Source organism: Trichococcus sp. K1Tr, assembly GCF_028309625.1.
Classification (GTDB): domain Bacteria; phylum Bacillota; class Bacilli; order Lactobacillales; family Aerococcaceae; genus Trichococcus.
Genome location: NZ_JAQMHR010000001.1, coordinates 107,622 through 119,988, shown reverse-complemented (window position 1 = coordinate 119,988; position 12,367 = coordinate 107,622). Strand labels below are relative to the sequence as shown.

At 47.4% G+C, this 12,367-nt stretch carries 10 protein-coding genes; 1 reads left to right on the top strand and 9 read right to left on the bottom strand.

Going from position 1 to position 12,367, the window contains the following annotated elements; genetic code table 11:
• Nucleotides 1–85: 85 nt before the first annotated feature.
• A complete protein-coding gene (locus PH235_RS00635; protein WP_170100217.1) occupies nucleotides 86–316 on the bottom strand; it encodes a YneF family protein in 231 nt (76 codons plus the stop codon).
• 242 nt (nucleotides 317–558) lie between these two features.
• On the opposite strand from PH235_RS00635, the gene lexA reads away from it, so the two are divergent.
• Nucleotides 559–1,182, top strand: coding sequence for a transcriptional repressor LexA (gene lexA, locus PH235_RS00630; protein ID WP_272160533.1), 624 nt, complete (start codon nucleotides 559–561; stop codon nucleotides 1,180–1,182).
• Nucleotides 1,183–1,269: 87 nt separating this feature from the next.
• On the opposite strand, the gene PH235_RS00625 is transcribed toward lexA, so the two are convergent.
• The 8 genes from PH235_RS00625 to glyQ all read right to left on the bottom strand — a co-directional run bounded on the left by PH235_RS00625 (nucleotide 1,270) and on the right by glyQ (nucleotide 12,209).
• On the bottom strand, nucleotides 1,270–1,782 hold the full coding sequence (locus PH235_RS00625) for an adenine phosphoribosyltransferase (RefSeq protein ID WP_272160532.1): 513 nt from the start codon (nucleotides 1,780–1,782) through the stop codon (nucleotides 1,270–1,272).
• 16 nt (nucleotides 1,783–1,798) lie between these two features.
• Nucleotides 1,799–4,129 (bottom strand): single-stranded-DNA-specific exonuclease RecJ, encoded by a 2,331-nt coding sequence (gene recJ / locus PH235_RS00620; RefSeq protein WP_272160531.1) that lies wholly within the window; start codon nucleotides 4,127–4,129, stop codon nucleotides 1,799–1,801.
• A gap of 141 nt (nucleotides 4,130–4,270) precedes the next feature.
• Complete coding sequence (locus PH235_RS00615; protein WP_272160530.1) at nucleotides 4,271–4,681, bottom strand: lipopolysaccharide assembly protein LapA domain-containing protein; 411 nt, start codon at nucleotides 4,679–4,681, stop codon at nucleotides 4,271–4,273.
• Nucleotides 4,682–4,795: 114 nt separating this feature from the next.
• Nucleotides 4,796–5,731 carry a ribonuclease Z gene (gene rnz, locus PH235_RS00610; protein ID WP_272160529.1) on the bottom strand — a complete coding sequence of 312 codons (936 nt, stop codon included), beginning with the start codon at nucleotides 5,729–5,731 and terminating at the stop codon, nucleotides 4,796–4,798.
• 2 nt (nucleotides 5,732–5,733) lie between these two features.
• Nucleotides 5,734–7,593 (bottom strand): acyltransferase family protein, encoded by a 1,860-nt coding sequence (locus PH235_RS00605; RefSeq protein ID WP_272160528.1) that lies wholly within the window; start codon nucleotides 7,591–7,593, stop codon nucleotides 5,734–5,736.
• Between the two features lie 38 nt (nucleotides 7,594–7,631).
• Nucleotides 7,632–8,939 (bottom strand): GTPase ObgE, encoded by a 1,308-nt coding sequence (gene obgE, locus PH235_RS00600; protein ID WP_086627856.1) that lies wholly within the window; start codon nucleotides 8,937–8,939, stop codon nucleotides 7,632–7,634.
• Nucleotides 8,940–9,229: 290 nt separating this feature from the next.
• Nucleotides 9,230–11,293 carry a glycine--tRNA ligase subunit beta gene (glyS, locus tag PH235_RS00595; RefSeq protein ID WP_272160527.1) on the bottom strand — a complete coding sequence of 688 codons (2,064 nt, stop codon included), beginning with the start codon at nucleotides 11,291–11,293 and terminating at the stop codon, nucleotides 9,230–9,232.
• Nucleotides 11,294–11,297: 4 nt separating this feature from the next.
• Nucleotides 11,298–12,209 (bottom strand): glycine--tRNA ligase subunit alpha, encoded by a 912-nt coding sequence (gene glyQ, locus PH235_RS00590; protein ID WP_272160525.1) that lies wholly within the window; start codon nucleotides 12,207–12,209, stop codon nucleotides 11,298–11,300.
• Nucleotides 12,210–12,367 lie beyond the last annotated feature (158 nt).

The window sequence follows — 12,367 nt, the reverse complement described above, 5'->3', positions numbered from 1 at the left end:
TATATTACTCCCTTCTTACCTGTATTCAGACAAAATAAAAATGTGGAACCGTAGAGATCCACATTTTGTATATTATTTCATTAGTCTATTTCTTTTTCTTTGTTGATTGTGCTTTCATAGAAGCCAAGATCTGTTTTACTTTTCTTTCGGATGGTTTTTGACCCATCTGCATCATCATAGAGCGCAACATTTCTTCATTGATCGGTGGATTTTCTTCAAAATATTTTACCATATAACGTCTTGCAAGGAAAAATCCGCCAACCGCGCCTATTACTATTCCTAAAATGACCATCATTACCCATGCTGTTGTTGACACGTATTCATCCCCCTTTCCAAAGCATTCATTCATTAATTGTACTAAAGATTATGCGAAAAAGAAATAGCAATCACGGATAAATTTAGTGATTTTTCGAAAACGCTTCAGCCGTTGCCGGTTTCGGGACAATTTTGGGCATATTCTTGCGTCATCCCCAAGAATATGCGAACATCTGTTTGATTTTTTGGATGATTAATGGTATCCTAAACTTATAAATATAGGATTACGGAGATGATGATCTCATGGTTAAAAATAAAGATTCACGCCAAGTTGAAGTGCTTCAATACATTTATGAAGAAGTCCAAGAAAAAGGCTATCCGCCGACCGTCAGGGAAATCGGGAATGCAGTCAAACTTTCCTCAACATCTACAGTGCACGGCCATCTGTCGCGGCTTGAAAAAAATGGCTTCATCCAACGCGACCCTACAAAACCACGTGCGATCGAACTGACTCAAGCGGGTCTGGACAAACTCGGGATCATGTCGGATAAAATGCCTTTATTGGGTACCGTCACAGCCGGGGCCCCTATCCTGGCTATCGAAGAAGCAACAGATTATTTCCCGGTTCCGCCGGATCTGAAATCCTCTTCCGGAAGCTTGTTTATGCTGAAAATCCGCGGAGAAAGCATGATCGACGCCGGCATATTCGATGGCGACTCAGTCATCATCAGAAAACAAGCCACGGCTGAAAACGGCGATATCGTCATAGCCATGACGGATGATGATGAAGCGACCTGTAAACGATTCTACAAAGAAAACAACTATTATCGCCTACAACCGGAAAATGCGAGCATGGATCCGATCATCCTGGATTCCGTCATCATTCTGGGGAAAGTAGTCGGTCTGTACCGGAACCACATCATATGACGGATATTCCCCCGTCTGCTACAAAAAGGCTGCCAACTATTGGCAGCCTTTTTGCATGTGCATCCATATTTGGATTATTAATTGTTCTTAGTATTCCATCAGTGTGAAGATGTCATACCCTTGAACCAGGTCACGGCCTTTTAAATCCAGCAACTCGATCAGGAAAGCCAACCCGACGACTTCTCCGCCTAATTTTTCCACCAATTCGATGGTTGCGGCTATTGTCCCGCCAGTGGCCAACAAATCATCGCATACCAACACTTTGTCACCAGGCAGGATAGCATCTTGATGCAATTGCAGCGTTGCTTTTCCGTATTCCAGTCCGTAGGATACTTCCACTGTTTCGCGCGGCAATTTGCCTTTTTTGCGGGCCATTGCGAATCCGCAGCCTAATTCCACAGCGACCGGACAACCAACCATAAATCCACGCGCTTCGGGTCCGACTACTTTATCGACATTCAAGTCCTGGGCATATTTCACAATCTCTTTGATCGAATAGCGGTAAGCCTCACCGTTCGCCATCAAGGGTGAAATATCGCGGAAAATGATGCCTTGCTCCGGGAAATCTTTGACATCAGCAATATATTGTTTCAAGTCCATTTTGTGTTCCTCCTAATTATTGTACCATCATCTGTTCATTCAACCATTTCGTCAACTGCGAAAACGGGCTGTAGATGAATACCTTTTCAGCTTCCATTTTCTGCAGGCGATCTTTGTATATCTGGGTGTCGTCCAAAGCCCTTTTGACAGGGTTTTGGACCTCATTGATGAAACCATTGTCTATTGTAACAAATCCCGCCTCCAAAAACACTTGAATCATAAAAATGGCAAGATTTTTTTTGATTTTTAAGTATTTTGCCAAGGCATCTAACCGATTTCTCACATCGATATCCTTATGGGAACGGATATATTGGTAGAACTTTGCAAACTGGTCTTTAGGAGGGATTCCGTCTGCGTAAACGCTGTTTGATTCATGAGAGACGACATACACATTTTCGAACTGATTGCTCTTCAAAAGATCAGCCAGCAAGCCCATCTTCAAAGGACATTCGAAAAGCACGAGGTTGCTGGCGCTGACATCCTGCAAGGCGTCCGCTGTATTGTCAGTGAGCAACGCGGCGTTCGAACTGTTAGGGATGCGCTCATAAAATTGTTTCATGATGCCGGAAGTCGAAAATAGATACAAGGCATCTTCCACAGCCAATACCGATTCTTGGATGACCGAACTCCTTTTGTCGAAAAACTGGACATGCTTGTTTTTGATGTCCTTCAGCTGCAGTTGCGGTTTCGCGCTGTCCCGCCAAACGTTGATCGAAAGCTCCCCGATGAGGGAAACGACATCCGCCTCGTTCAAGTGGTTGCTGATGCTCCCCTTGTTGAAGCCGATCACGTCCAGAAAGAGGTTTTTGTCCTTGAGTTTGAACTTCAGATGTTTGTTGTCGGCACCGATTTGTCTGATGTCCGTCAAAGGTACATTTTGGAAGCCGAATATAGGCTTTGGATTATCGGTCCCATAAGGTTTAAGCAATTCCAATTCCTTCAAAAACGGCAGCGTGACATCGGCAAGTGGCAGCATGGCATCTATGTAAATGGATTCGCCCAACACGATGGCATCGTGATAAAGAGCCGCATAGCTGTTTATCTTTTCAGTGAAGGCTGACAAATCGGCAGCGGGAAGGCTCATGCCTGCAGCCATTTTGTGCCCTCCGAACTTCGTGAGAAGGGCTTTTGAATCGGTCAATGCAGTATACATATCCAGCGCTTCCGTGCTGCGGGCCGATCCCTTCGCGATGCCGCTTTTTTCGTCGATGCGGAACAAGATTGTCGGGCGCCCGAATTCCTCGACCAGCTTGCTGGCCACGATGCCGAGAACGCCCTCATGCCAGTTCTTGTTGCCCAACACGACAACATCCGGCATACTGTCTTTCTTCGCCAGTTCGGCACTGGCTTCTTCATGGATGGATTGGACAATGCCTTGCCTCTCGACGTTCTTCTCCTGTATGTACGCAACCAGTTCAGCTATTTTTTCTTCGTCGAATGACAGCATCAGTTCAGCGCCGGGACCCGCATCCTCCAACCGACCGACAGCATTCAAACGCGGACCGATGATGAAACCGATGCTTTCCTCGTCCAAATTGGCCGCATCTATTCCCGCGGCTTCCATCAACGCAGCCAACCCGAGTCGATGCGTTTGTTTCATGACTTGCAGTCCCTGCTTCACGATCCAACGATTCTCGCCTGTCAAACTGACCAAGTCCGCGACCGTACCGATAGCGGCCAGATCGAGCGATTCGTAAGGCATTTCCCCCAGAAGGGCCGCCGCAATTTTCAGGGCGACGCCAGCTCCGGAAAGATCCGGGAAAGGATAGGATCCTGCCGGATTTTTCGGGTGGATGATGGCATACGCATCAGGTAAGACATCAGGCAATTCGTGATGGTCGGAAACAATGACATCCACGCCCATTTTTTTAGCCATCGCTATCGGCTCGTGGCCGGAAACCCCGTTATCGCATGTCAGGATCAGTTGCGCCCCGTTTTCGATCAATTTCTTGAACGCAGCAGCATTCGGCCCATAGCCGTCCGTGAAGCGGTTCGGCAAATAATAGCCGACATTGCCGCCCAGCACTTCGATCGTTTCCACAAGAATGCTAGTGCTTGTGATGCCATCCGCATCATAGTCCCCATATACGACGATTTCTTCTCCAGCTTCAATGGCTTCAGTCAAGCGAAGGATCGCTTTATCCATATCGTGCAGTAGATATGGATCATGGAATTCCATTTCGGCGCCATCAATGAAAGCTTTGATCTGTTCTTTTGTTTCCAATCCTCGCTGCATGCAAAGCACGACGAATTTTTCTGATAAACCTGTAGCCTGAATGATTTCCTTGCTCACAGAATCATCAATTTCTGATTTGCGTATTTTCCAATTCATCTTTGACGATAACAATTTACCGACTCCTAACTATATAAACTATGCAGGCGCACGGAGGCTCCCACTAATCCAAAAAAGACTAGAAGCTGAACTCGTTCTAGTCTTTTCTTTGCAACTGAAAGTGGCAGATCAGGAAGATCTGCCGCTCTATTTTCTTCAAACACCGCTTGGCTGATCCGGGCTTCCCCCAGTAAACTTCTTGATCAATTCTTCTTCAAGCGAATTGATTTTGTTGTCTTTCTGAGTCAATTCCGTCCGCAGATCAGCGATTTGCTGTTCATACCCGACTTTCGTCGCATCGACTGCATTTTGGATTTCCTTACCTTTTGTATTGATTTCAGCGCGCATCTGTTTGAATTCCTTGTTCTTCTTCGTTGCACTGCCTGTCGCAACCAGCAAGGTGATGAGCGAGCCCATCAGGAGAGAAACCAGGATGACGATGATAAGGGGTCCATCCACAACAGCGAAACCAAAATTGACCGGCACAGAATCGACATTGAAAACGGCAAACAACACAATGATGATGATCAAAATAATGCCCGCTACTAATCTCCATTGATTTTTCATTACAATCGCCCCACTCATTTTGATATTTCCCACCCTTATTATCATCTTTTTGCAGTTCCCTAGTCAACTTATAGCGCTTAGATGCGATCCGATTCTCAAATCAACATAATTTTTTTACGATTGTTTCGTTAAGGCTATCTCGAACTCATCATAATCGTTGACGAGTTTCGTGTTGGGAAAGACTTTGCGGGCATCCCGCTGCAACTGATGCGCATTGCCGTTGAGGTAACGCGCGCTGATATGAGTCAAATAAAGTTGGTTGACGTTTGCTTCTTTGGCCACGTTGGCTGCATCGATACAGGTGGAATGGAAATAATCCGACGCAATCGCTTGGTCTTCCTTCCCGAAGGTGCTCTCATGAACCAACACATCGGCATTTTTTGCCAAAATGACCGTATTTTTCGTTCTCCTTGTGTCGCCCAGAATCGTTACGACGCGTCCTTTAGTCGTTTTCCCGATAAAATCCAGCCCATTGATGGTTCTCCCGTCAGGCAAAACAACGGTCTCCCCATTTTTCAGCTTTCCGTAGAGAGGTCCCGCGGGAACATCCATCTCTTTCAGCTTATCGGCCTGCAGCTCGCCCGGATAGTCGGCCTCTTCGACACGGTACCCGTAAGAAACGATGCCGTGATTCAGTCTTGCGCAACTCACACGGAACTGCTCGTCTTCAAAGACTACGCCATCTTCGGTTATTTCATGAAAGAAGATCGGATAGCGCAGGTGGGACTGGGATATGCGCAGACTGGTCAGCACAAATTCCTTGATTCCCACAGGCCCATAGATGTTCAAAGGCGTATTTCCGCCTTGGAAAGCCCGGCTGCTCAAGAACCCGGGCAAGCCGAATATATGATCTCCATGCAGATGGGTGATGAAGATCTTTTCGACTTTCCTGGGCCGGATCGTTGTTTTGAGCACACGCTGCTGTGTCCCCTCTCCGCAGTCAAAAAGCCAGATGGCATTGCGTTCATCCAACAATTTCAATGCTATGCTGGAAAGATTTCTGCTGGTGGAAGGAACACCCGCTCCGGTGCCTAAAAATTGAATTTTCATAATCAGTTGCTCCCATTTTCATCATTTAATTCTTGATAGATTTCCTCTGCCACAAAAAGGGCCAATTGTTGCGCGCCCATCGGATTCGGATGGACCTGGTCCTCCAGAAGCCACTCGTCGTGTCCGTTGCTGTAGGCATTCCAATCCAAAATGTGGACATTGGAATGGTTGCTTTCGGCAAGCGCCAACTGCTCGTTCACGCTGTCCTTCCAGATTCGCGGTACATTCGTCGTGAGGAAAAACAGATCTCGGGTTGTCCCGATTTCCTTTATGAAAGTTTCCATTTGCGTCTGAGTGAAAGTCCCGTTGGAACCCAGAAAGACCACGACTGTGTCATGCAATTGTTCCCGTTTTTCCAAGTCAGCAATCACCTCAGTGGTTTGGTAGAGCTGCCTGCTGACTGCACCTTCGACAACTGCCCGACCGAAAATCGTAACCAGCTGATCCGCGACGGAAAGCAGCACGGAATCGCCTATGAAGGTAATATCCGCGCCGTGAGCAAACAAAACAGTCTCTCGTTCGAGCCCTTCGATATTGTTGATGGCCCTGCTGCGGGTGGAATCGTCGCGATTGATCTCTTCCATTTTGCTTTGGCTGGCAGCGATCTGCTCACGCAGTTCCAGCACAGCGGCATTCTCGCCGGATCGTGCTTGGACAAATCCCGTCAGAGCGGTCAGCAACAAGCAGAACCCGACGAATGCCGCAAGGTTTAACGAAAAAGGCCTGGTTGAACCTTCGGATCCTGAAGCCTTCATTCGGGCAATCGTATCGGCAGGTCGCCAAGACTGCACGGACGTCATCTTCCAACGCTTTTTTTCGAATATTTGGTAGCCTATTTCGGAAAGGCTCAGCATGATTGCCAGCTGGATCAATATATGCCGTCCGGGATCAACGCTCGTATCGACTACTTTCGCTTGATAAAGGGAAATGACAGGATAGTACCAGAGATACAGCAGGAAACTCCGCCTGCCGAGCCACTGAATCGGTTTGAACCGCATCATTCTTGAAAGGCTCGTTGCCGGATGCGCTGTTAAGACTACCGCAACGCCGATAATGATGCTGTTAAGGTACATTCCGCCTCTGTAGGTGAATGACTGGCTATCCAGCATCCTGCTGAACATCAAACCGAGAACAGCGTAGCTGAAAAAGCCCGCAAGCGTCAATCTTCGCTTCGTTCGTTTCGACACCGGCTCGTTCAATTTCGCTAACGGCCAAACAACCGACAGCGCACTGCCGATCATAAATGAAAACAAGCGCGTATCCGTCCCATAATAGACGCGAGAAGCGTCCTCTCCTGGTACATACAGCATGGCCATCGTAAGGGCAGAAAACAAAGAAAGTCCGACCGCTGTGTAAAGGATGATCCGTTTATCCTTGAAAAGTGCCAACAGCAACAGCACAACCAAAGGCCAGATGACATAGAATTGGCTCATAACCGAAAGGAACCAGAGATGCAGGAAAGGTGATTGCACATAGAATTGTTCAAAATACGAACCGCCAACAGAAATTTGCCACCAGTTGTTGACCATCCCCAATGACGTAAGGAGCCAAGGCCGCAAATTAAGCAATAAGTCCCTTTGGAACAAAGTGATATAGGCAGTCACCGAAACCAACATCCCCAGCAACGGCAGGAACAATCTGTTGAACCTTCTGGCCAAATAGCGCTTGTAAGCCAATTTTTCCTTTTGGCCGTATTCTTCGATCACAGACGCTGTGATGAAATAACCAGTCAGGACGAAAAAGATGTTTACTGCCAAGTAGCCGCCAGGCAAAACATGAGGCATCAAATGATAGAAAATGATGGCAAGAATCGCAAGCGCCCGCATCCCATCCAATGGAACGGAGCGTGTCTGTAATGTCACGATAATTATCCCCCATTTAATGATACTGGTGTTGCTTTTTAATCGACGAACTCAAAATGGTAGGTCATGATGCGGACCATGTCGCCATCTTTCGCTCCCTTAGCCCTCAGTTTTTCATCTACGCCCATGGAACGCAATTGACGCGCGAAACGCATGATGCTTTCGTCATGAGCAAAATTGGTCATGTTGAATAGTTTTTCCAGTCTTTCGCCGCCCAATACCCATGTGGAATCTGGATCGCGTCCGATAGTGAACTGTTCTTGATTTTCTTCGAATTTGTAAAGGACGGATGATTCGACTTCTTCTTCATCGAATAATGGGAACTCAGGCGTGTCCTTCAGAACTTCAGCAGTGTAATCCAACAATTCGGCTACGCCGGTGGTCGACCAGGCTGAAATCGGGAAAATCCTTGGTGCTTCGTCATCACCGAATTTTTCGGCGATTTGCTGTTTGAAGATTTCAAGATTATCTTCCGCTTCCGCCACATCCATTTTATTGGCTACAATGACGGTCGGTCTTTCCAGCAAACGCAATTGGTAACTTTCCAATTCCTTATTGATTTTTTCATAGTCATCGAATGGATCTCTGCCTTCTGTGCCGCCCATATCAATGACATGCAGAATGACTCTTGTGCGCTCGATGTGGCGCAAAAATTGGATCCCCAGACCGACGCCTTGGGACGCGCCCTCGATCAATCCCGGTAAATCGGCCATGACAAACTCTTCTCCGCTGCGTGTCTGTACCATACCTAAGTTAGGCACAAGCGTAGTGAAGTGATAGGCTGCGATTTTTGGTTTCGCTTTTGACACGATCGACAGCAATGTCGATTTACCTACTGACGGGAAGCCTACCAAACCGACGTCCGCGATGACTTTCAGCTCAAGCTCCAACTCCAGCTCTTGCCCAGGTTCACCATTTTCGGCGATTTCGGGTGCAGGATTTCTCGCAGTGGCAAAACGGTTATTCCCGCGTCCGCCGCGTCCGCCTCTTGCGACTACAGCCTGTTGCCCAGGTTCGGTCAAATCAGCGATGAGTTCTTTTGTTTCCGCATTGCGTACAATCGTGCCAGGCGGAACCCTTACGATTGTGTCTTTTGCGCCGCGGCCGAACATGCTTTTGCTCATGCCGTTTTCGCCGGGCTTACCTCTGAAATTACGGTTATAGCGGAAATCCAATAACGTGCGCAGACCTGGATCCACTTCAAATATGATGCTTCCCCCACGGCCGCCATCGCCACCTGCAGGACCCCCATCGGGAACATACTTTTCGCGACGGAACGCTACCATTCCATCGCCGCCTTTACCGGCTTTTACATGCACTTTTGCATGATCCAAAAACATTGACATCTTTTTTCCCCCTTGGAAAACTGTTCGGCATTCTTTATGCCGAACAAAATGATTCGATTGGTCCACCTTTTTCAAATGCGCTTCCGCAGTCAATAATTCGGACGAGTATCTTTAACAAATAATTTGAGCTCCGACGATTGAAGCGCTCATTCTTCCCTCTTAATTTACCATATTAACCAAAAAACGAAAAGAAAATACAGTCTTGAAGGTATTGATCCAGCCCGCACCCGGCGGAAGACAAAATGATGGAGCCGGGAGTAAACAATGTTAGCCCCGCCTCCATCACTTCACTATTTAAGGATCAATTTTCTGACATCAGCAAACTGCAGAATGCTCAAGGTCAGGTTGCCGAGCGTATTCAAACGGTTGCTGCGGATAGCAATATCCTCGACCATGACCATATTTTCATCGAAATAAGCTTCAATGTATGGCGAAATCGCAGCCAATGCAGCGTAATCCGCTTCCGGATCGCCGTGGGACAGAGCCAAATCGAGATGGTTGATCTGCACATACAGATTCTTCTCGCTGGCTGTTTCCAGCAGATCTTTCTGGACGGGAATCGATTCATCAGGATTTCCGGAAATGTTTACGACGCGCGCAAGAGCTTCCATGATCGCCTTGAATGATTCCTCTTCACTGTGCGCCTGCAATACTTTGGCGTTAGCAAATAGGGTGTTGACGTCTTTTTCGCCGGATTGCAGCACAGCTTCCACTATATCATAACGGATGCCGTAGGTTTGAAGTTTCTGTTGGATACGGCCATTTGCGAAAACGGCAAGTTCATTCATTGTTTTATCGAACGATTCTGCATCTTCAACCGCATAAACCTCCGTCAACAAGGCAGACAACAATTCATCCAACGAGAATGACCATTGGTATTTCTCGATGATCTGAATGACCCCGATCATTTGACGGCGCAAAGCATACGGGTCGTTCGATCCTGTCGGAACCATACCCTGCAGGAAGAAACTGATGATGCTGTCCAATTTGTCCGCCATCGCCAAAACTGCTCCGATTTGGGTTCCCGGCAATTCGCCTTCACTGGATACCGGCAAGTAATGTTCGCGGATTGCGGTTGCTACAGCAGAGGTTTCGCCTTGTTGCAACGCATAGACCTCACCCATGATGCCTTGCAGTTCCGTAAACTCGGAAACCATGTTGGTCACCAAGTCAAACTTGTAGATGGAAGCCGCACGCAACAATTGTGTTTTGTCGTCCTCTTCCAGATCAAGCACATCAGCAAGATGGGCAGCGATTTTCGCTGTGTTGTCCATCTTATCATGAATGGAGCCGATTTTCGAATGGAATGTGACTTTCTTCAATTTTTCGACCGACTGAGCGATGGTGATGCGTTGGTCTTCGTTGAAGAAGAACAGGCCGTCCTCAAGCCTTGCTGTCAGGACTTTCTCGTTGCCTTTTTTCACGTTATCGATGAATATGCCATTCCCGTTGCGGACGGATATGAAATACGGCAACAGTTTGCCGGATTTGTCCTTCACTTCGAAATAGCGTTGGTGGTCCTTCATCGATGTGATCAATACATCTGCCGGCAATGTCAAATATTTGCTGTCGTATTCACCGAAGAAGGCTGTCGGGTATTCGACCAGAGAAGTGACTTCTTCCAATAAGATTTCGTCGTTAGGGATAATCCAGCCATTTTCAGCTTCAATCTGTTGGAATTGGGCCCAGATCATGTTTTTCCTTTTTTCCTGATCGGAGATGACGTGTTGTTCCGCCAATTTCTCCACATACTCGCCTGCATGCGCCAACGTCACTTCTTCGCCCAAGAAACGGTGACCGCGTGTGGTCCGGCCTGAAACGATATCCAAGACTTGAAATGGGATGATTTCAGCATCAGCCAATGCCGCAATCCAATGAATCGGTCGGATGTACTTGAAATGATGGTTGCCCCAATGCATCGAAACAGGGAAAGTCAAAGACTCAACGACTGTATTCAATTCCTTCAGCACTTCGGATGAAGCTTTTCCGTTGATTTCCTTCTTGACGAAAACATACTCCACACCCTTCAGTTCATCAAAGAAGATGTCTTCAGGAGTCAAGCCTTGCCCGCGGACAAAGCCCAGTGCAGCTTTTGACCAAGTGCCGTCCGCCTGCAAAGCGATTTTTTTTGCGGGTCCTTTGACGACTTCCGCCAAATCCGCCTGCTTCTCGCTGACTCCGCTGGCGATGACCGCCAAACGTCTCGGCGTCGCATACATTTCGATAGCATCAAAGCCGATGCGGTTTTCTTCAAAAAAAGCGGCCATTTTTTCTTTCAGTTGGATACTGCTGCTGCGCACATATTTCGCAGGCATTTCTTCAAGTCCGATTTCTAATAATACAGTTTGACTCATCAATTTAGTCCTCCTTCAGGGCAAGTTCTTTTTGATCATCCGAAAGCAAAGGGAAACCCAGTTCTTTTCTTTTTTGGACAAAAGCTTTCGCCAGTTGGCGCGCCATATTGCGGATTCGTGCGAGATACCCCGCGCGGTCAGTCGCAGAAATGACACCTCTTGCATCCAAAAGGTTAAAGGCATGCGAACTCTTCAGGACATAGTCATAAGCCGGATGCACGAGACCATTCTCGATCTGTTTCGTCGCTTCAGCTTCAAATGAATCAAACAGTTGGAACAGCAAATCGACGTTGCTTTCTTCAAATGAATATTTGGAATGTTCATATTCCGGCTGGCCGAAGATTTCGCCGTATTTCACGCCCTCTGTCCACTCAAGATCATAGACACTGTTCACATCCTGGATATAAGAAGCCAGACGCTCCAAACCATAGGTGATTTCGCTTGTGACAGGGCTGCATTCCAAACCGCCCACTTGCTGGAAATAGGTAAATTGGGTGACTTCCATCCCATCCAACCAGACTTCCCAGCCCAAGCCTGCGCAACCCAATGAAGGGTTTTCCCAGTTGTCTTCTACAAAGCGGATATCATGTTCAATCGGATTGATGCCCAATACTTTCAGACTTTCCAGATAAAGTTCCTGGATATTGTCCGGTGATGGCTTCATGACCACTTGGAATTGGTGATGTTGGTACAGACGGTTGGGATTTTCACCGTAACGGCCGTCAGCAGGACGACGCGAAGGCTCCACGTAGGCAGCGTTCCAAGGTTCCGGGCCGATTGCACGCAAGAAAGTGTACGGGCTCATTGTTCCGGCACCTTTTTCAGTATCATAGGACTGCATCAAGAGGCAGCCTTGATCTGCCCAAAAATTTTGTAGCGATTGAATCATTTTTTGCACAGTTAATTTGTTTTCCATCATAAATCTCCTCCACTTGAAATAATACATAAAAAAAGTCCCTATGCATCAAGTCTCCTTGAAACATAGGGACGAATATTTTCGCGGTTCCACCCTAATTCCGGCAATTGCCGGCACTTCGTTACAGGACTCGGATACGCCTTTCCGCAATAGTCTCC